Source organism: Sulfurivermis fontis (genome assembly GCF_004001245.1).
In the GTDB taxonomy this organism is placed as follows: Bacteria; Pseudomonadota; Gammaproteobacteria; order Thiohalomonadales; family Thiohalomonadaceae; genus Sulfurivermis; species Sulfurivermis fontis.
The window spans coordinates 495100-514025 of the sequence record NZ_AP018724.1 but is presented as its reverse complement, the minus strand read 5'-3'; the positions used below and the strand labels follow the sequence as shown (position 1 = coordinate 514025).

The window sequence follows — 18926 nt, the reverse complement described above, 5'->3', positions numbered from 1 at the left end:
CGTCAATCGGTCTTGGCCGTGGCGCGAATGGCCTTGATGAGGCCGGTGGTGGAACAGTTGTCCACGTAGTCCATCACCAGTACCTGGCCGCCGGCCTCGCGCACGCAGTCGCCGCCGGGGATATTGGCCGGGTTGTTGTCGCCACCCTTGACCAGGATGTCGGGCTGCACCTTGCAGATCAGGCGCGTCGGCGTGTCCTCGTAGAACGGCACCACCCAATCGACGCAACCCAGTGCGGCGAGCACGAACATGCGCCGCTCCAGGGTGTTCACCGGACGCTCAGGGCCTTTCAGGCGCTTCACCGAGGCGTCGTCGTTGACGGCGACGATCAGGCGATCGCCAAGCCGGCGCGCCTGTTGCAGATAGGTGACGTGGCCGGCGTGCAGGATATCGAAGCAGCCGTTGGTCATCACCACGGTCTCGCCGTGGGCCTTGGCCTCACGCACGAGGGCGAGCAGCGTATCCTCATCGACCATACCGCGCTCGAGTTCGTTCTGATCGCGCAGCGCCTTGCCCAGTTCCTGCACGTTGACCGTGGCGGTCCCCAGTTTGCCAACCACCACGCCGGCGGCGACGTTGGACAGGGCAGTGGCGTCCGCCAGATCCTGACCGGCGGCCAGGGCCGCGGCGAGCGTCGACAATACCGTATCACCGGCGCCGGTGACATCGAACACCTCACGTGCGCGGGTGGGCAGATGCAGCGGCGCATGTTCGGCGCACAACAGGGTCATGCCGCGCTCGCTGCGGGTGATGAGCAGTGCTTCGAGTTCCAAATGACGGCGCAGGTTTTCGCCCTTGGCCACCAGATCATCTTCACCGTGACAACGCCCCACCACTGCCTCGAACTCGGTCAGATTGGGCGTGATCAGGGTAGCGCCGCGGTATTTCTCGAAATCGGTGCCCTTGGGATCGATCAGCACCGGCTTGCCGGCGGCCCGTGCCGCCGTGATCAGTTCGCGCACCGCGCGCAGCGTGCCCTTGCCATAGTCGGACAGCACCACCACACCGGCTGCGGCGAGCTGCGCGTGGAAACGTTGTAGCAGACCCTGTGGGTCATGTCCCTGGAAACCATCCTCGAAGTCGCAGCGGATCAATTGCTGATGGCGGCTGATGACACGCAGCTTGGTGATGGTGGAGTAATTCTCCAGCCGTTCGAAATGGCACTCGACGCCTTCGGATTCCAGCCGGCGGCGCAGCACATCGGCGGCCTCGTCCTGGCCAGTGAGGCCGATGACGGCGACACGGCCACCCAATGCCGCGATATTGAGGGCCACATTGCCGGCACCACCCGGACGTTCCTCGGCCTCGCCCACGTGCACCACCGGCACCGGCGCCTCGGGTGAGATACGCGAGGTGTCACCATGCCAGTAGCGATCCAGCATCAGATCGCCGACAACCAGGACGCGGCTGGTGGAAAAATCAGGGATGCGCAGTTTCATCGAATGGCAGGAACCGGATAGCGAGGGGACAGGGAGCTTCAGTGGCCAACCTTGCCCTTGAGGACATAGCGGGCCCCGCAATAGGGGCAGGTTGCTTCGCCCTTTGCGGCGATGGGCAGGTAAACGCGCGGATGCATGCTCCACAGGCTGCCGCTGTCCAGAGGACAGTGCACGGGCAGATCCGCCGCGGTCACTTCGTAGTAACGCTGGGTGGTGCCATTCCTGGCCGGTGCTGCTGCGTTCATGAATTGCCTCCTGTGCCCTTCAGATCGCCGCACTCCGGACATCCGTCCGGGGCGCGACATACCCGGTGCTTTATTTTACGTAGGTCAACCAGTCTGCATTTTCGGCTCGACGGCCATGTACCTGATCAAAATACAGGGCCTGCAACCGTGCGGTGATTGGACCCCGGCTGCCGCTGCCGATGGCGCGACCATCCACCTCGCGGATCGGCGTCACTTCGGCCGCGGTGCCGGTGAAGAAGGCCTCGTCGGCGATATACACCTCGTCGCGGGTGATGCGCTTTTCCTTGATGCTCAGACCCAGTTCTGCAGCCAGATGGAAGATGGTGTTACGAGTGATGCCGTCCAGTGCCGAGGTCAGGTCCGGCGTGTAGATCACGCCGTCGCGCACGATGAAAATGTTCTCGCCGGAACCTTCCGCCACATAGCCCTCGTTGTCCAACAGCATCGCCTCGTCCACACCGCAGGACAGCGCCTCACGCAGGGCCAGCATGGAGTTCATGTAGTTGCCGTTGGCCTTGGCCTTGCACATGGTGATGTTGACGTGGTGGCGCGTGAACGACGAGGTACGCACGCGGATGCCCTTCTCCATGCCCTCGGCGCCGAGATAGGCGCCCCAGGTCCAGGCGGCCACCATCACATGCACCTTGAGATTGTCGGCACGCAGGCCCATGCCCTCGGAACCGTAGAAGCACATCGGACGGATGTAGGCCGACTCCAGATTGTTCTCCCGCACCACGGCGCGCTGCGCCTCGTTGAGGGTGTTCTTGTCGAAGGGCATCGGCATCATCAGGATGTGCGCCGAACGGAACAGACGATCGGTGTGCTCCTTGAGGCGAAAGATCGCCGTACCCTTGTCGGTCTTGTAGGCACGCACGCCCTCGAACACGCCCATGCCATAGTGCAGGGTATGGGTGAGCACATGGGTCTTGGCCTCGCGCCAGGGCACCATTTCGCCATCCAGCCAGATCAGGCCGTCGCGGTCAGACATCGACATCAAATATTCTCCTCGAACGAATATTGCCCATCGTGGCACCGCCGGCAATGGCGGTGATCATCATTCCATCAGCTCGCGCCAGATGCGTATCACCTGCGCACGCAGCGCATCAAACTCACCGCTTTCGACCAGCGTCGGCTGTTCCAGCAGGGTCAGCCGGTGCACCTGGGCACGGTAGGCGCGGTAGGCATCGGCCAGCAAAGCGGCATCGGCCGGTGGCAGCCGTCCGGCCTGGGCCAGGCGTTCGAGCAGGCGGATATTATCGGTGAAATCGAGCAGGGCCGGATGTTCATGGGCCCACGCCAGAACGCCATATTGCACCATAAATTCTATGTCGGCGATACCACCGGCATCCTGTTTCAAATCAAACTTATCCGCCCCACCCTTGGCCAACTGGCTACGCATGCGCTCACGCATCTCGCGCACCTCCTGGCGCAATTTTTCCCGCTCGCGCGGCCGGCCGAGGATCTGGCGCCGGATCGCCTCGAAAGACTCGAGAACGGCCGGGTCACCGGCCACGCCACGGGCACGCACCAGGGCCTGATGCTCCCAGGTCCAGGCCTCGCTCGCCTGATAGGTGGCGAAGGCGGCCAGCCCCGACACCAGCAGACCGGAGGCACCGCTGGGACGCAACCGGGTGTCCACCTCGTACAGCACACCAGCCGGGGTGCGCGTGCCGAGGATATGGATGATGCGCTGGGCCAGGCGGGCGTAGAACACTGCGTTTTCCACCGGCTTGTCGCCGAAAGTCTGCCGGCCCTCGCTTTCGTTGCTGTGCAGGAACACGATGTCCAGATCGGAACCGTAGCCCAGTTCGATACCGCCCAGCTTGCCGTAGGCGATGATGGCGAATCCGGTGTCGCAGGCGCGCCCTTCGCCGCAGGCCGGGCGGCCATGGCGGGCGACGAGATGGCGCCAGGCCAGGGTGAGGGTTTCGTCCAGCAGCACTTCAGCCAGTTCGGTGAGGTGATCGCTCACCACCATCAGCGGCACCGCCTCCATCACGTCGGCGGCGGCCACGCGCAGGGTATTGGCCTGCTTGAAGTGGCGCAGGGCATCCATCTGCGCCTCCTGGTCGTCCGGCGCCACATACATCATGCGCTGGCGCAGCTCGTTGGACAGCTCCTTGCGCCGCGGCGGGACGTACAACGTACGGGGATCGAGCAGTTCGTCGAGCAACAGCGGGTAGTGCGCCAGCTGCGAGGCGATCCAGGGCGAGGCGCCACACAGCCGCACCAGCTGCGACAGGGCCATGGGATTTTCCACCAGCAGGGCCAGATAGGAACTGCGCCGGGCGATGGTCTCCACCAGATGCAACAGGCGTCCCAGGGTGATGTCCGGCTGTTCGCCCTGCCCCACCGCACCGAGCAGCAGCGGCATCAGTTGATTCATGCGCGTGCGTCCCTGGGCACTGAGACTGAGGAAGGCACGCCCCTGGCGTACCTGCTGCACCAGGCGGTAGACCTCGGCGGTGTCGCCATAACCGGCCTGGGCCAGGGCCTGGCAGGCCTGCTCCTGATCCAGGTTGCCCTGCCATACGCCGGTGAGATCGAGGCTGTCGGACTCGGCATGCTCGGTCTGCGGCGCGGCGAACACCTGCTCGAAATGCTCGTGCACGCGACGCATGTGATCGCGCAGCACCGTTTCGAAGGCGGCCCAGCTGTCGTAGCCCATGCTCCAGGCGAGACGCAGGCGGCCGGTCTCGTCCTCGGGCAGGGCGTGGGTCTGGCGATCCTGGTATTCCTGGATGCGATGTTCGGTGTTGCGCAGGAAGATGTAGGACTCGGTCAGTTCGTCGACCACGAAATCGGGCAGCCAGCCGAAGCCGCGCAACGCTTCCAATACGGTCAGGATGCGACGTACCTGCAAGGTGGGTTCGCGTCCGCCGCGAATCAGTTGAAACGCCTGGCCGATGAACTCCACCTCGCGGATGCCGCCGGCGCCCAGCTTGACGTTGTCCTCCATGCCCTTGCGCTGCACCTCGCGACCGATCATCGCCTTCATCTCGCGCAGCGACTGGAAGGCGCCGTAGTCGACGTAGCGGCGATAGACGAAGGGCTTGAGCATGGCCATCAGCTCGGCGCCGGCCTCCTGATCCCCCGCCACCACCCGCGCCTTGATCATGGCGTAGCGCTCCCACTCGCGGCCGTGCACCTGGTAGTAGTCCTCCATGGCATCGAAGGACAACGCCAGGGCGGACGACTCGCCGAAGGGACGCAGGCGGGTATCGACGCGGAACACGTAACCCTCGGCGGTGATGCTGCTCAGCACATTGCCGAGGCGCTGGCCGAGGCGGATGAAGAATTCCTGGTTGCTCAGGCTGCGACGGCCGTCGCGGGTCTCGCCATCCTCCGGATAGGCATAGATGAGGTCCACGTCCGATGAGAAGTTCAGCTCCTGCGCACCCAGCTTGCCCATCCCCAAAACCACCAGCCGTTGTGGCACGCCATCCGCATTGCAGGGCGTGCCCCATTGCAGGCAATGCCAGCGATACAAATGGTCCAGCGCCAGATCGATGCAGGCATCGGCCAGGGCCGACAGATCGGTCACCACCTCGTTCAGCTCACTGTATCCGGCGAGGTCGCGCCAGGCGATGCGCACCATTTCGCGCCGGCGGAAGCGCCGCAGCAACACGCCGAGTTGCATCTCGTCGGCCACATCAGCCAGCACTGCGCTCAGCCGCGCACGATAGTGGCCGCGCGGATAGCTGCGCCGCAGATCGCCGCTGCCGAGCAGATCCTGCAGCATGTCGGGGTAACGCACGCAGGCGTCGGCCACGAACTCGCTGCAGGCCCATACCCGGGCCAGCTCGGCGAGAAATTCCGGAGCCAGGGCCAGCTCCGGGGAAGATTCGGACAGGGACTGCCATTGCCGCTGCACGCGCTCCTGCAGGGGCTGGGGAATGGCGCGCAGGGCGTCGCTGATGCTCTGTTCGGGGGTCACAATCGATCCGGCCTGGAAGGGAAAGCCTGATTGTACCGTAAGGCAAAAAGAAACCGGGACCCGGCCGGGGCTGATGTCGGCCGAATCCCAGCCCAAGGTGGGGGAAAGGAGGATCCCCACAAATACATGCGGCCCGCGAAATGGGGGACGGGCCGCACGCCCAAGCCGGCCGGCACAAAACCACACAAAAAAGGCATTAAATAACAGTGGCTTTGCGTCGGTTGTCTGCGGGGTTAAGATGGCTGCCAGGGATGATTTATTCCGTCGGCGACCAATGGAATAGTCCGGGTGGCCGCCGCATCTATAACCGGCAAGGCGCAACAGACGCCGCATAACAACAAGAACTGAACCGAAGAGCTGAAGTGGAGGAGATCATGGGGATATTGGGGCTGTTTTGCCGCTCGCACGATTTCAACAATCGCCTCGAGCAGAACCGCAAGCGCTTGTACCGGGTGGCGTACTCCTGGTGTCACAACACCCACCTGGCCGACGACCTGGTGCAGGAAACCATGTTGCAGGCGATGAAGAGCGCCGCCAGCCTGCGCTCCTTCGAAGCGATGGACAGCTGGCTGTTCAGCATCCTGACCAACTGCTGGCGCGGTCATCTGCGCAGCCGGCGCGACATGCAGGAGTTCGATGAAAACGCGTTCCAGAGCGACGCCAGCCCGGAACAGGCCAACCAGGAAATGCAGACCGTGCGCCAGGTACGCGAGGCGGTGGCGCAACTGCCGCAGGGACAACGCGAGGTGGTGACCCTGGTGGACCTGGAAGGATTCAGTTATGCCGAGGTGGCGGATATCCTGACCATCCCCATCGGCACCGTGATGAGCCGCCTGTGCCGCGCGCGCCAGGCACTGAAGGAAAAACTGATCGACGCAGCCGTGAATGGCCGGCAACAGGAACCAAGGCTGGTGAGGATCAAATAATGAACAGACACATCTCCGATGAGCAGCTGCACGCCTTCGTCGACGGCCAGCTCACAACGGAAGAGCAGGAGCAGATCTTTGCTGCCCTCAAGCAGGATGACGACCTGAGCCGTAAGGTGTGCGAAATCCGCCGCCTGCAGGACATGGTGCGCCATGCCTATGCCGAACCGCCATTGGTCCCGGCGCCAGCGACGCCGCCACGCCGCTGGCGCCTGAGCGATGCCGTCGCCGCCTCGGTGCTGCTGGCGGTGGGCGCCGCCGCCGGCTGGTTCGCCAACGGCGCGCGGAACACCGTCGCGCTGCCGGAACAGGTCGCCTACGAGCGCCAGGACCTCGACGCCTTCCAGACCGTGCAGCTGCTGTCCGCCCAGGGCATGCAGCAGAACGTAGTGCTGCACATCACCACCAGCGACCCGGCCAAGCTCGGCTATGCCTTGGACGAGGTGGACACGCTGCTCAGCTCCTATCGTGCCCGCGGCATTCCCATCAAGCTGGAGGTGGTAGCCAACGGCGAGGGCATGGCCCTGCTACGCTCCGATGTCTCGCCCTACCCGCAGCGTACCCAGGAACTGATCCGCAAGTACGACAATCTCGCCGTGCTGGCCTGCGCCAACACCCTGCGTTGGCTGCAGGAGCAGGGCGTCGACACCCGGCTGCTGCCCGAAGTGGGTACCACCAAGTCCGGACTGGAACGGGTGGTGGATCGCTTGCAGGAAGGCTGGCTGTACGTGAAGGTTTAGGGAAGCTCTGAATAAGTTCAGAGCTTCCGCGGCACAGTGATGTGCCGCCAATTTTCAACGACGATAACTCGTTGAAAATCGAAGCCAATCGAAAATCACACTTTTCGATTGGCGTGGTCTGAGAAGTCCAGGATGGACTTATTCAGACCTTCCTTAGGGAACTTCTGCAAAAGTCCCCGATCTGATCTTGCAACCGCATGACCGGAGCCGAGGACGGGGAAAATGAAACAACTGAGCATGACCACGGGGTTCGAGAAATACACCAAGGCGACCAAGCGCCAGGCGTTTCTGTCCGACATGGACCGCCTGCTGCCGTGGGCGGAGCTGTGCGCGCTGATAGCGCCGCACTACCCGCAGGCCGGTAACGGCCGGCCGCCGAAGGAGCTGGAGATGATGCTGCGCATCCACTTCCTCCAGCAGTGGTTCAATCTCTCGGACCCGATGGCCGAGGAAGCCCTGTACGACTCGCTCAGCATGCGCGCCTTCGCCGGCATCGACCTGGGCGAGCATCCGGTGCCGGACGAAACCACGATCTGCCGCTTCCGCCACCTGCTGGAGCAGCATGGCCTGGGTCGCAAGCTGTTCCAGCAGATGCACCAGTACCTGCAACGCCATGGCTTCAAGCTGGGCACCGGCACCATCGTCGATGCCACCCTCATCAGCGCCCCGTCCTCGACCAAGAACAAGGACCAGCAGCGCGACCCGGACATGCACCAGACCAAGAAGGGCAACCAGTGGTATTTCGGCATGAAGGCCCATGTCGGTGTCGACCACCGCACCAAGCTCATCCACTCGGTGGTGGCCACCGCCGCCAACGTCCACGACTCCCACTGCCTGCCCGACCTGCTGCACGGCGATGAAACCCGCGTCTGGGGGGATTCGGCCTATCAGGGCCAGACCGAGGTCATCAAACAGCATGCGCCCAGGGCCCGCGACCTCACCCACCGACGCTACCGCTACAAGGGCTGGGTCGACGAAGCCGAACGGGCGAAGAACCGCCTCAAGTCCACCATCCGGGCACGGGTCGAACACAGCATCGGTGTCATCAAACGGATATTCGGTTTTGCCAAGACCCGCTACCGGGGATTGGAGAAGAATGCCAACCGCCTGTTTGTCACCTGTGCCCTGGCCAACATCTACCTGGTGCGCAGGCAGCTGCTGCGTACTTTGCAGGCGTAGTGCCGATGCACTACGCCAAATGCGGCTCACGGGCCGCCGGGATGAGCAAATACCGGCGCTGCCGGTGCGATTCGGCGCGTGATGACTCGCTGATATCGACGATTTGCTCATATTGGATTACTTGTTCAGAGCATCCTTAGATAAACCGTAGCGGGCTTCAGCCGCCAACAACAAACGCCCCGCCGGTGAGCACCGTGCGGGGCTTTTTGCTGGTCCGTGTGGATGGCGCCCAAACAAAAGCCCCCGCTGTTGCCAGCGGGGGCTATGTTTGGGGACAGCCGGGTCAAGGGAACGGGGTTCGCACCTCGTTCCTCGCATCCCGTGCCCGGGCCTTACATCATGCCCATGCCACCCATGTCACCCATGTCCGGGGCACCGCCGCCCTTCTCTTCCTTCGGCAGCTCGGCCACCATGGCCTCGGTGGTGATCATCAGACCGGCGATGGAGGCGGCGTTCTGCAGCGCGGAGCGGGTCACCTTGGTCGGGTCCAGGATACCCATTTCCATCATGTCGCCGAAATCACCGTTGGCGGCGTTGTAACCGAAGTTGCCCTTGCCTTCTTTCACCTTGTTGACGATGACGGACGGCTCTTCACCGGCGTTGGCGACGATCTGGCGCAGCGGCTCTTCCATGGCACGGCGGGCGATGCTGATGCCGACATCCTGCTCATGGTTGTCACCCTTCAGCCCCTTGATGGCTTCCAGGGCACGGATCAGGGCGACACCGCCGCCGGGGACCACGCCTTCCTCCACTGCCGCGCGGGTGGCGTGCAGGGCGTCTTCGACGCGGGCCTTCTTCTCCTTCATTTCCACCTCGGTGGCGGCACCGACCTTGATCACGGCCACACCGCCGGCCAGCTTGGCCATGCGTTCCTGCAGCTTCTCGCGGTCGTAGTCGGAGGTGGTCTCTTCCATCTGGGCGCGGATCTGCTCGACGCGCGCCTTGATATCGGAGGCCTTGCCGGCGCCATCGATAATGGTGGTGTTTTCCTTGGCCACCACCACCTTCTTGGCGGTGCCCAGATCGTCCAGGGAGGTCTTCTCCAGGGACAGGCCGACCTCTTCGGAGATCACCTGGCCACCGGTGAGGATGGCGATGTCCTGCAGCATGGCCTTGCGGCGATCACCGAATCCCGGCGCCTTCACGGCGGCGACCTTGACGATGCCACGGATGGTATTGACCACCAGGGTGGCCAGGGCCTCGCCTTCCACGTCCTCGGCGATGATCAGCAGCGGACGGCTGGACTTGGCCACGCCTTCCAGCACCGGCAGCAGTTCGCGGATGTTGGAGATCTTCTTGTCATGGATCAGGATGTACGGGTTCTCCAACTCGGCGGTCATGGCCTGCTGGTTGTTGACGAAATACGGCGACAGGTAACCGCGGTCGAACTGCATGCCTTCCACCACGTCCAGCTCGTTCTCGAAACCGGAGCCGTCTTCCACGGTGATAACACCTTCCTTGCCCACCTTATCCATGGCATCGGCGATAATCTTGCCGATGGATTCGTCGGCGTTGGCGGAGATGGTGCCGACCTGGGCGATGGCCTTGCTGTCGGTGCAGGGCTTGGACATCTTCTTCAACGCCTCGACGGCGGCCGCCACGGCCTTGTCGATGCCGCGCTTCAGGTCCATCGGATTCATGCCGGCGGTGACCGACTTCATGCCCTCGATGCAGATGGCCTGGGCCAGCACGGTGGCGGTGGTGGTGCCGTCGCCGGCCACATCGGAGGTCTTGGAGGAGACTTCCTTCACCATCTGCGCACCCATGTTCTCGAACTTGTCCTTCAGCTCGATCTCCTTGGCGACGGAAACGCCGTCCTTGGTGATGGTCGGGGCGCCGAAGGACTTCTCCAGCACCACATTGCGACCCTTCGGACCCAGGGTCACCTTGACGGCGTTGGCCAGGATGTTGACGCCGCGCAGCATACCGTGGCGGGCGGAATCACCGAACTTGACTTCTTTTGCGCTCATCTTGCTTCGTTCCTCTGTAATTCGTTGGCTTTATCTGAAGGTGCGACGGAGGAGAGGCTCAGCCCTCGATCACGCCCATCAGGTCTTCTTCGCGCATGACCAGCAGGGTCTCGCCATCGACCTTGACCTCGGTGCCGGCGTACTTGCCGAACAGCACCTTGTCACCCACCTTCACGTCCAGGGCACGCACCTCGCCGTTCTCCAGGATCTTGCCCTTGCCTACGGCAATGACTTCGCCCTGAATCGGTTTCTCGGTGGCGCTGTCCGGGATAACGATGCCGCCGGCGGACATCCGCTCCTCTTCCTTGCGACGAACGATCACGCGATCATGCAGGGGACGAATTTTCATGCTCAGTTACCCTCTTAAGCTGATGATTTTTCTATAAAATCGACCGCAGCCAGACTGCGGTCGGAAGTCGCGCGGCGGCCGAACTGTTAGCACTCGCCGCTGGTGAGTGCTAATAATAATGACGAGTCGGGGAGAGTCAAGGGGCGGAGCGGAGGGAAAACGGCGCTCAGTCGTCTTCCCGGGTGTATTGGCCTTCGAGGGTGGCGGGGCCGCGGCGCGGACGCGCCGCGGGTCCGCCCGGCGGCGGGCGGCGGGGCAGGCCACGACGCAGGAGGGCCGCCACCAAGGCCTGGCGCAGCGGCGGCACCAGGCCAAGCAGGCCCAGCGCATCGGTGAGGAAACCGGGCAGCAGCAACATGGCCCCGGACAGCAGGATCACCACCCCCTCCAGCATCGCTGCGGTCGGCGCCTCGCCCTGCTGCGTCAGTTGCTGCACCCGCTGCAACACCGCCAGCCCCTGATGGCGCAGCAACAGTGCACCCAGCACGGCGGTGAACACCACCAGGGCAATGGTGGGAATGGCACCGATCACGCCGCCCACCTGGATCAGCAGGTAGATCTCGAGCACGGGCAGCAACAGCAACAACAGGAATAAAAGACGCGGCAGGGACATCACTACTCTCAACAGCGGGAAAATCGACCCCACGATTATGCCCGATGATGCAGCCGCACGGCGAATCCGATATCTTGCAGCGATGCCGCACTACCTCGTTCTCTGCACCTGTCCTAATCTCGAATGCGCCCGTGGCCTGGCCGAACTGCTGGTGCGCGAGCACCTCGCCGCCTGCGTCAACATCGTCCCCCAGGTGCACTCGATTTATGAATGGCAAGGCGTGGTGCAGCAGGAAACCGAGTGTCAGCTGCTGATCAAGACCCGCGGCGAGCGCTATGCCGCGCTGGAAGAAACCCTGCGCCGCCACCACCCGTATGAACTGCCGGAGATCATCGCTGTCACACTGACCGCTGGCCTGCCGGCCTATCTCCACTGGATCGACCAACAGACGGAAAACAACGCATGAAAATCCTGTTGAAGCTCTGGCTCACCCTGTCCCTGCTACTGACCGTCCCGGCGATGGCCGAGGAAGAAGAACTGCTGGCACCAGAGCAGGCCTTCCCGCTCAAGGTGAGCGCCGTGGATGGCAATACCCTGCGCGCCGAGTGGGATATCGCCAAGGGTTATTATTTATATAAGGAACGCTTCAGCTTCAGCACCACCACCCCCGGGATTACCCTGGGACCCGCCAGGTTTCCCGCCGGCAAGGTCAAGCAGGACGAATTCTTCGGCAAAGTGGAAACCTTTGCCGGCCGTACTGTCGTCGACATCCCGCTGACCCGCGGCGCCGCAGCACCGGACAGCCTCGAATTGGTTGTCGGCACCCAGGGCTGCGCCGAGATCGGCGTGTGCTATCCGCCGCAGCGCACTACCGTCAAGGTGAGCCTGCCGGCCAAGGCCGTGGCGGCCAAACCGCTGAGCCAGGTGCAGCAGTCCCTAAGTGGTGCCACCGCAGACGACGAGGTGCTGGAGCCCGACGTTGCCTTCCGCTTCGCTGCCGACGTCAACGCCGACACCGTGACCCTGCGCTGGCAGATCGCGCCCCACCATTACCTGTACCGCGACAAGTTCGCCTTCCAGCTCAAGGAAGGCAGCGCGGCGATCCTGGGCCAGTACGCCCTGCCCGCCGGCGAGGAAAAGAACGACGAGTTCTTCGGCCGCATCTTCGTGTTCCACGATGCGGTGGAGGTGAGCATCCCGGTGCAGCGCAGCGGCGACGCCACCCTGCTGGTGAGCTATCAGGGCTGCGCCGAACTCACCGGCATCTGCTACCCGCCGATCCGCAAGGAGGTGAACCTGAATCCGGCCGCCGCCGGCATCAGCACCGCCAGCGTGCCAGCCGCGGCGACTGCCGCCGCGCCGCAGTCGGAACAGGACTCCCTCGCCGCCGCCCTGGCCGGCGACAACCGTTGGCTCACCGTCCTCACCTTCCTCGGCCTCGGCCTGCTGCTGGCCTTCACCCCCTGCGTGTTCCCGATGATCCCCATCCTGTCCAGCATTATCGTCGGCCAGGGCCAAGGGCTGACCACGCGCAAGGCCTTCATCATGTCTCTGGTCTACGTGCTGGCCATGGCACTGACCTACACCGTGGCCGGCGTGCTCGCCGGCCTGTTCGGCGCCAATTTGCAAGCAGCGTTCCAGAACGTGTGGGTACTGGGTGCCTTCAGCCTGGTGTTCGTGCTGCTGGCCCTGTCCATGTTCGGCTTTTACGAACTGCAACTGCCCTCGGCCCTGCAGACCAAGCTGAGCGAAATCTCCAACAAGCAGCAGGGCGGCAGCCTGATCGGCGTGGCCATCATGGGCCTGCTGTCGGCGCTGATCGTCGGCCCCTGCGTGGCACCACCGCTGATGGGTGCCCTGATCTACATCGGCCAGACCGGCGACGCGGTGCTGGGCGGCCTGGCCCTGTTCGCCCTGTCCATGGGCATGGGCGCACCGCTGCTGCTCATCGGCACCTCGGCAGGCAAGCTGCTGCCGCGCGCCGGCGGCTGGATGAACGCCATCAAGGCGGTGTTCGGCGTGATGCTGCTGGCGGTGGCGCTGTGGATGCTGGAGCGCGTGCTGCCGGCCTTCGTCACCATGCTGGCCTGGGCCCTGCTGATCATCATCTCCGCCATTTACATGGGCGCGCTGGAGCCGCTGAAGGACCAGGCCTCCGGCTGGAGCAAGCTGTGGAAGGGCCTCGGCCTGGCCCTGCTGATCCACGGCGCCCTGCTGCTGGTGGGCGCCGCCGCCGGCGGCAACGACCCGCTACAGCCGCTGCGTGGGGTGGCCTTCGGCGGCGGTGCCGGCATGATGCAACCGGCCAAACTGGAGTTCCGCAAGGTCAAGACCGTGGCCGAGATGGAACAGGCGGTGGCCGCCGCCGCCGCCCAGGGCAAGCCGGTGATGCTGGACTTCTACGCCGACTGGTGCGTCTCCTGCAAGGAGTTCGACAAGTACACCTTCTCCGATGCCGGCGTGATCCAGGCCCTGTCCGGTGCCGTGCTGCTCAAGGCCGACGTCACCGCCAACGACGCCGACGATCAGGCCCTGCTGCGCCACTTCAAGCTCATCGGCCCGCCCAGCCTGCTGTTCTTCGGCGCCGACGGCCAGGAACGCCAGGGCTTCCGCGTGGTGGGCTTCATGGGACCGGAAGAGTTCCGCGCCCATGTGGAGCGGGCGCTGCGTTGAACCTGAAAATCCTTCATCCGCGAATGAACGCGAATAGACGCAAATGAAATCACTGGAAACATATTTGCGTGAATTGGCGTTCATTCGCCGACTATTTATTTGCTGAGGTTTTTGCGATGCACCGTCTGTTGCCCGTCCTGGCCCTGGGGGCCGTCCTGTTTACCGCCGGCTGCGGCTCGGAAACCAGCGCCGTACCGGCCGCACCGGCCAGCCACGCCGCCGCAACCCCCATCGCGTTCAACTTCCCCGATCTGGAGGGAAAACAGCGGCATCTGAATGAATGGCAGGGACGGGTGGTCCTGCTCAACTTCTGGGCGCCCTGGTGCCCGCCCTGCCGCGAGGAAATGCCGGCCCTGATGGAATTGCAGGAAAAATATGCCGCCCGCGGCCTCACCGTGGTCGGTATCACCATCGACACACGGGAAAATGCACAGAGCTTCGCCGACAGTCTCGGCATCGACTTTCCCATCCTCATCGGCGAGGAAGGCGGCCTGGAGCTGGCGCAGACTCTGGGCAACAAGGTGGGCGCCCTGCCCTACACCGTGGTACTCGACCGTCAGGGCCGCGCCGTCTACACCCACCGCAGCGAAATCACCCTGCAACAGGCCGAGGAGGCCGTATTGCCGCTGTTGTAAACAGGGGACTGCTGTTGTAAATGAGCACCCTGTCACAGCTTTATATGACCGAAATTTGCGCGGAACTGCTTTGAACGGGCGGTAACTCCCGATTCGTAGACAAACCCCTCCGGCTGGTGCACAATCTCACGCCGTATCCCGTGCCGCGCCTGCGGTAAAAGGTGCCGCAAGGTGGAATGTGCGGCAATTCGACGGGAACGCTTCGCCGGAAGCGATGCGTCGCTTCAACCCCGGACGGGGTGGGGCGCAGGGAGGCGCGCGAACAACGTGCGGGAAAATCATTACAACCAACCACACCCGACCATCCTCCGGGGAAGCCCCATGGCAAAACTGCTGGTAATGAACGGCCCCAATCTCAACCTGCTGGGAACGCGCGAGCCCGGTCACTACGGCCATGCCACCCTGGCGGAGATCGATGCCCGTTTGCAGCAGCAGGGGACGGCCGCCGGTCACAGCGTCGAATGTTTCCAGAGCAATGCCGAACACGAACTGGTGCAGCGCGTGCATCGGGCGCGGGACGAGGGTATCGCCTTCATCATCATCAATCCGGCGGCTTTCACCCACACCAGCGTCGCCCTGCGCGACGCCCTGGCGGCAGTGGCCATTCCATTCATCGAGGTGCATCTGTCCAACGTGCATGCGCGCGAACCGTTCCGCAAGCACTCCTATTTCTCCGACCTCGCCCGCGGCGTGATCAGCGGGCTGGGGCCGATGGTTTATGAACTGGCGCTTCTTGCTGCGCTCAAACAAATTTCTGCGAACAACAACTGAACAGGACTAACCACAATGGATATTCGCAAGGTCAAGAAACTCATCGAACTGCTGGAAGAGTCCGGCGTCGCCGAGATCGAGATCCATGAAGGCGAAGAGTCGGTGCGCATCAGCCGCTACAGTCAGAGCGCCGCACCGGCCGTGGCCATCGCTGCACCGGCAGCGGCCCCGGCCGCCACCGCGCCGGTAGCCGCAGCGGCGCCCGCCGCGGAAAAGAAGGAAGAGGTCAGCGGTCACGTCGTGACCTCCCCCATCGTCGGCGCCTTCTACCGTTCGCCCTCGCCGCAGGCCAAGGCCTTCGTCGAAGTCGGCTCGCGCGTCAATGTCGGCGACACCCTGTGCATCATCGAAGCCATGAAGATTATGAACCAGATCGAGGCCGACAAGGCCGGCGTGATCAAGGCCATCCTGGTCGAGAACGGCCAGCCGGTGGAATTCGGCCAGCCGCTGTTCATCATCGAATAATCCAAGCCGAACACGAGCCATCCATCTTCTATGTTCGACAAAATCGTCATTGCCAACCGCGGTGAAATCGCGCTGCGCATCCTGCGCGCCTGCCGTGAAATGGGCATCAAGACCGTGGCGGTGCACTCCACCGCCGACCGCGACCTCAAGCATGTGCGTCTGGCCGACGAGTCGGTGTGCATCGGCCCACCACCGTCGAAGGAAAGCTACCTCAACATCCCGGCGCTGATCAGCGCGGCGGAAGTCACGGACGCCCAGGCCATCCATCCGGGCTACGGTTTCCTGTCGGAGAACGCCGATTTCTCCGAGCGCGTGGAGCAGAGCGGCTTCGTCTTCATCGGTCCCCGCGCCGACACCATCCGCCTGATGGGCGACAAGGTTTCGGCCAAGAACGCGATGATCAAGGCCGGCGTGCCCACCGTGCCCGGTTCCGGCGGCGCCCTGCCCGACGACCCGGACGAATGCATCCGCATCGGCCGCGAGGTGGGCTATCCGGTAATCATCAAGGCCGCCGGCGGCGGCGGCGGTCGCGGCATGCGCGTGGTGCATTCCGAGGCCGCGCTGCTCAACGCCATCTCGCTGACCCGCGCCGAGGCCGGTTCCGCCTTCAACAACGACATGGTGTACATGGAGAAGTACTTGGAGAATCCGCGCCATGTGGAGATCCAGGTATTGGCCGACACCCACGGCAACGCCATCTATCTGGGCGAACGCGACTGCTCCATGCAGCGCCGCCACCAGAAGGTGATCGAAGAGGCCCCGGCCCCCGGCATCACCGAGGAGCAACGCAAGAAGATTGGCGAGCGTTGCGCACGCGCCTGCCAGGAGATCGGCTACCGCGGCGCCGGTACCTTCGAGTTCCTGTACGAAAACGGCGAGTTCTACTTCATCGAAATGAACACCCGCGTGCAGGTGGAACACCCGGTCACCGAGATGATCACCGGCGTGGACATCGTCAAGGAACAGATCCGCATCGCCGCCGGGCTGCCGCTGTCCTACAAGCAGAGCGACATCACCCTGCGCGGCCATGCCATCGAATGCCGCATCAACGCCGAGGATCCGGCCACCTTCATGCCCTGCCCCGGCACCATCAACCAGGTGCACTTCGCCGGCGGTCCCGGCATCCGCGTCGACAGCCACATCTACAATGGCTACAAGGTGCCGCCCTACTACGACTCGATGATCGGCAAGCTCATCGCCTGGGGCGAAAACCGCGACGCGGCCTTGGCGCGCATGCGCACGGCCCTGAGCGAGATGTTCATCGACGGCATCAAAACCAACATCCCGCTGCACCAGGAGTTGTTGCGTGACACGGCCTTCCAGGCCGGCGGCACCAACATCCATTACCTGGAAAAGAAGCTGAAACTCTGATTCCGTACAGACCAGCGGCCATCAGCGGCAAAAAGGCCGTTACCAGCAGGTAACGGCTTTTTTTTGCGGAAAAATCGTACAGCCTTTGACAAAAATCAATATTACACTTGCGTTAATTTGTGACAATGAGTGCATTTCCCATCGAACCGCGTAGAGTCCCATCGCCATGAACCAGATCGCAGAGACCCCGCGGCCCGCCTCGAGCGGCAACCTCATCGATTGGAGCGACGAACTCAGCGTCGGCATCCAGGAAATCGACGACCAGCACCAGTTCCTGGTGGAACTGCTCAACAAGCTGCACCGCGCCATCCACCAGCGCCAGGGCAAGGCCGCCGCCGAAGCGATCCTCGGTGAACTGGTGGACTACACCAAGATCCACTTTGCCGTGGAAGAGAGCCTGATGCGCATCCTCGGCTACCCCGCCTACGACGACCACAAGCAGCAGCACGACCACCTCATCGACGAAATCCACGCGCTGCAGGACAAGCTGGCCAGCGGCAAGGCCTCGGTCACCTTCGAACTGCTGCACTTCCTGCGCATCTGGCTCACCAAACACATCATGGAAGACGACCAGCACTACGGCCCCTTCTTCCTCTCCCGCGGCGCCGTCGCCACCACAGAAAAGAAGTCCATCGCCGGCCGGCTGTGGCAATCGCTGTTCGGCTGAGCTAGCGCCCACCCTGTAGGCCGGAGCGGGTCGAGGCAGGTTGCGACCTCACGGCTTTTCGCGTGCTGCACCTACGGATGGGGTATCATGCGGCCTTTGCCGACGCCGCACTCCGACCCATGCCCTGGCTGCAACTGATCTTCGAAACCGACGAAACACACGCCCCCGCTCTGGCCGAACGGTTGAGCGAGGCGGGTGCCGTCGCCGTCACCATGGAGGACGACGCCGACCAGCCGCTGTACGAGCCGCCGCCGGGCGCCACGCCGCTGTGGCAGGCCACCCGCGTGGTGGCGCTGTTCGAGGCGGGACACGACATCACCACCACCCTTGCCGATGTGGGCGCGGCCTGGCCCGGTGAGCTGCCGCCCTGGCGCCTGGAGCAGCTGGAAGACCGCGACTGGACCCGCGAGTGGATGGACACCTACAAGCCGATGCGTTTCGGCACGCGGCTGTGGATCGTGCCGAGCTGGACCGAGGCACCGGACCCGGCATGCGTCAACATCCTGCTCGACCCGGGTCTCGCCTTCGGCACCGGTACCCATCCCACCACCCGCCTGTGCCTGGAATGGCTGGACACCCACCCCACCGCCGCGCAACAGGTCATTGACTACGGCTGCGGCTCCGGCATTCTCGCCATCGCCGCCGCCCTGCTCGGCGCCGACGAGGTATGGGCCATCGACAACGATCCGCAGGCCCTCATCGCCACCCGCGACAATGCCGAACGCAACGCCGTCGCCGCGCGCATCCACACCGCCTTGCCCGCAGGCCTGCCTTCCTGCCAGAGCGATGTGCTCATCGCCAACATCCTCGCCGGACCGCTGATGGAACTGGCGTCCCGCTTCGCCGGCCTGGTGCGCCCCGGCGCGGCCATCGTGCTGTCCGGCATCCTGCCCGAGCAGGCCGAGGAGGTACTGGCCGCCTACCGGCCGTGGTTCGACATGCAGCCGCCGGTCGAGCACGACGGCTGGGTGCGCTTGGAAGGCTGCCGGAAATAGATTACTTTCGC

18 protein-coding genes are annotated in these 18926 nt (G+C 63.8%); 11 read left to right on the top strand and 7 right to left on the bottom strand.

Going from position 1 to position 18926, the window contains the following annotated elements; genetic code table 11:
- Nucleotides 1–2: 2 nt before the first annotated feature.
- The 4 genes from hldE to glnE all read right to left on the bottom strand — a co-directional run bounded on the left by hldE (nucleotide 3) and on the right by glnE (nucleotide 5621).
- The gene (gene hldE / locus EP379_RS02680; protein WP_127475579.1) at nucleotides 3–1439 is read right to left on the bottom strand and encodes a bifunctional D-glycero-beta-D-manno-heptose-7-phosphate kinase/D-glycero-beta-D-manno-heptose 1-phosphate adenylyltransferase HldE; all 1437 of its coding nucleotides are present in this window, start codon (nucleotides 1437–1439) and stop codon (nucleotides 3–5) included.
- 38 nt (nucleotides 1440–1477) lie between these two features.
- Nucleotides 1478–1684: a zinc-finger domain-containing protein gene (locus EP379_RS02675; RefSeq protein WP_127475577.1), complete on the bottom strand. Its 207-nt coding sequence runs from the start codon at nucleotides 1682–1684 to the stop codon at nucleotides 1478–1480.
- A 70-nt stretch (nucleotides 1685–1754) separates the two neighbouring features.
- Nucleotides 1755–2681: a branched-chain amino acid transaminase gene (locus EP379_RS02670; RefSeq protein WP_127475574.1), complete on the bottom strand. Its 927-nt coding sequence runs from the start codon at nucleotides 2679–2681 to the stop codon at nucleotides 1755–1757.
- Nucleotides 2682–2738: 57 nt separating this feature from the next.
- A complete protein-coding gene (gene glnE / locus EP379_RS02665; RefSeq protein ID WP_232023958.1) occupies nucleotides 2739–5621 on the bottom strand; it encodes a bifunctional [glutamate--ammonia ligase]-adenylyl-L-tyrosine phosphorylase/[glutamate--ammonia-ligase] adenylyltransferase in 2883 nt (960 codons plus the stop codon).
- A gap of 374 nt (nucleotides 5622–5995) precedes the next feature.
- Between glnE and EP379_RS02660 the strand changes: the two genes are divergently transcribed.
- From EP379_RS02660 to EP379_RS02650, 3 genes are all read left to right on the top strand, one after another.
- Nucleotides 5996–6547 carry an RNA polymerase sigma factor gene (locus EP379_RS02660; protein ID WP_127475571.1) on the top strand — a complete coding sequence of 184 codons (552 nt, stop codon included), beginning with the start codon at nucleotides 5996–5998 and terminating at the stop codon, nucleotides 6545–6547.
- Nucleotides 6547–7287, top strand: coding sequence for a hypothetical protein (locus EP379_RS02655; RefSeq protein WP_127475568.1), 741 nt, complete (start codon nucleotides 6547–6549; stop codon nucleotides 7285–7287). Before EP379_RS02660 ends, EP379_RS02655 begins: the two co-directional genes overlap by 1 nt.
- 222 nt (nucleotides 7288–7509) lie before the next feature.
- Nucleotides 7510–8466 (top strand): IS5 family transposase, encoded by a 957-nt coding sequence (locus tag EP379_RS02650; RefSeq protein ID WP_127475565.1) that lies wholly within the window; start codon nucleotides 7510–7512, stop codon nucleotides 8464–8466.
- A 332-nt stretch (nucleotides 8467–8798) separates the two neighbouring features.
- Here the strand turns inward: EP379_RS02650 and groL are convergent, their stop codons facing one another.
- The 3 genes from groL to EP379_RS02635 all read right to left on the bottom strand — a co-directional run bounded on the left by groL (nucleotide 8799) and on the right by EP379_RS02635 (nucleotide 11398).
- On the bottom strand, nucleotides 8799–10436 hold the full coding sequence (gene groL, locus EP379_RS02645; RefSeq protein WP_127475563.1) for a chaperonin GroEL: 1638 nt from the start codon (nucleotides 10434–10436) through the stop codon (nucleotides 8799–8801).
- 58 nt (nucleotides 10437–10494) lie between these two features.
- Complete coding sequence (gene groES / locus EP379_RS02640; protein WP_127475560.1) at nucleotides 10495–10785, bottom strand: co-chaperone GroES; 291 nt, start codon at nucleotides 10783–10785, stop codon at nucleotides 10495–10497.
- A 166-nt stretch (nucleotides 10786–10951) separates the two neighbouring features.
- Nucleotides 10952–11398 carry an FxsA family protein gene (locus EP379_RS02635; RefSeq protein WP_127475557.1) on the bottom strand — a complete coding sequence of 149 codons (447 nt, stop codon included), beginning with the start codon at nucleotides 11396–11398 and terminating at the stop codon, nucleotides 10952–10954.
- 82 nt (nucleotides 11399–11480) lie between these two features.
- Between EP379_RS02635 and cutA the strand changes: the two genes are divergently transcribed.
- The 8 genes from cutA (at nucleotide 11481) to prmA (ending at nucleotide 18915) form a co-directional block, all read left to right on the top strand.
- Entirely contained in the window at nucleotides 11481–11804 is a 324-nt protein-coding gene (gene cutA / locus EP379_RS02630; protein ID WP_127475555.1) for a divalent-cation tolerance protein CutA, read from the top strand.
- On the top strand, nucleotides 11801–14011 hold the full coding sequence (gene dsbD, locus EP379_RS02625) for a protein-disulfide reductase DsbD (RefSeq protein ID WP_127475552.1): 2211 nt from the start codon (nucleotides 11801–11803) through the stop codon (nucleotides 14009–14011). The genes cutA and dsbD overlap by 4 nt, the downstream gene beginning before the upstream one ends.
- Before the next feature lie 116 nt (nucleotides 14012–14127).
- On the top strand, nucleotides 14128–14646 hold the full coding sequence (locus tag EP379_RS02620; protein WP_127475549.1) for a TlpA family protein disulfide reductase: 519 nt from the start codon (nucleotides 14128–14130) through the stop codon (nucleotides 14644–14646).
- Nucleotides 14647–14967: 321 nt separating this feature from the next.
- The gene (aroQ, locus tag EP379_RS02615; protein ID WP_127475547.1) at nucleotides 14968–15417 is read left to right on the top strand and encodes a type II 3-dehydroquinate dehydratase; all 450 of its coding nucleotides are present in this window, start codon (nucleotides 14968–14970) and stop codon (nucleotides 15415–15417) included.
- A gap of 15 nt (nucleotides 15418–15432) precedes the next feature.
- Nucleotides 15433–15882, top strand: coding sequence for an acetyl-CoA carboxylase biotin carboxyl carrier protein (gene accB / locus EP379_RS02610; protein WP_127475544.1), 450 nt, complete (start codon nucleotides 15433–15435; stop codon nucleotides 15880–15882).
- A 30-nt stretch (nucleotides 15883–15912) separates the two neighbouring features.
- The gene (gene accC / locus EP379_RS02605) at nucleotides 15913–17253 is read left to right on the top strand and encodes an acetyl-CoA carboxylase biotin carboxylase subunit (RefSeq protein WP_127475541.1); all 1341 of its coding nucleotides are present in this window, start codon (nucleotides 15913–15915) and stop codon (nucleotides 17251–17253) included.
- 166 nt (nucleotides 17254–17419) lie between these two features.
- A complete protein-coding gene (locus EP379_RS02600; RefSeq protein ID WP_127475538.1) occupies nucleotides 17420–17920 on the top strand; it encodes a bacteriohemerythrin in 501 nt (166 codons plus the stop codon).
- Between the two features lie 119 nt (nucleotides 17921–18039).
- Complete coding sequence (prmA, locus tag EP379_RS02595; RefSeq protein WP_127475536.1) at nucleotides 18040–18915, top strand: 50S ribosomal protein L11 methyltransferase; 876 nt, start codon at nucleotides 18040–18042, stop codon at nucleotides 18913–18915.
- Nucleotides 18916–18926 lie beyond the last annotated feature (11 nt).

Excerpts from the sequence above, each read along its gene's own strand:
- hldE (WP_127475579.1), bottom strand. The coding sequence starts at position 1,439 with ATGAAACTGCGCATCCCTGATTTTTCCACCAGCCGCGTCCTGGTTGTC.
- EP379_RS02675 (WP_127475577.1), bottom strand. The coding sequence starts at position 1,684 with ATGAACGCAGCAGCACCGGCCAGGAATGGCACCACCCAGCGTTACTAC.
- EP379_RS02660 (WP_127475571.1), top strand. The coding sequence starts at position 5,996 with ATGGGGATATTGGGGCTGTTTTGCCGCTCGCACGATTTCAACAATCGC.
- EP379_RS02655 (WP_127475568.1), top strand. The coding sequence starts at position 6,547 with ATGAACAGACACATCTCCGATGAGCAGCTGCACGCCTTCGTCGACGGC.
- EP379_RS02650 (WP_127475565.1), top strand. The coding sequence starts at position 7,510 with ATGAAACAACTGAGCATGACCACGGGGTTCGAGAAATACACCAAGGCG.
- groL (WP_127475563.1), bottom strand. The coding sequence starts at position 10,436 with ATGAGCGCAAAAGAAGTCAAGTTCGGTGATTCCGCCCGCCACGGTATG.
- groES (WP_127475560.1), bottom strand. The coding sequence starts at position 10,785 with ATGAAAATTCGTCCCCTGCATGATCGCGTGATCGTTCGTCGCAAGGAA.
- EP379_RS02635 (WP_127475557.1), bottom strand. The coding sequence starts at position 11,398 with ATGTCCCTGCCGCGTCTTTTATTCCTGTTGTTGCTGTTGCTGCCCGTG.
- cutA (WP_127475555.1), top strand. The coding sequence starts at position 11,481 with ATGCCGCACTACCTCGTTCTCTGCACCTGTCCTAATCTCGAATGCGCC.
- dsbD (WP_127475552.1), top strand. The coding sequence starts at position 11,801 with ATGAAAATCCTGTTGAAGCTCTGGCTCACCCTGTCCCTGCTACTGACC.
- EP379_RS02620 (WP_127475549.1), top strand. The coding sequence starts at position 14,128 with ATGCACCGTCTGTTGCCCGTCCTGGCCCTGGGGGCCGTCCTGTTTACC.
- aroQ (WP_127475547.1), top strand. The coding sequence starts at position 14,968 with ATGGCAAAACTGCTGGTAATGAACGGCCCCAATCTCAACCTGCTGGGA.
- accB (WP_127475544.1), top strand. The coding sequence starts at position 15,433 with ATGGATATTCGCAAGGTCAAGAAACTCATCGAACTGCTGGAAGAGTCC.
- accC (WP_127475541.1), top strand. The coding sequence starts at position 15,913 with ATGTTCGACAAAATCGTCATTGCCAACCGCGGTGAAATCGCGCTGCGC.
- EP379_RS02600 (WP_127475538.1), top strand. The coding sequence starts at position 17,420 with ATGAACCAGATCGCAGAGACCCCGCGGCCCGCCTCGAGCGGCAACCTC.
- prmA (WP_127475536.1), top strand. The coding sequence starts at position 18,040 with ATGCCCTGGCTGCAACTGATCTTCGAAACCGACGAAACACACGCCCCC.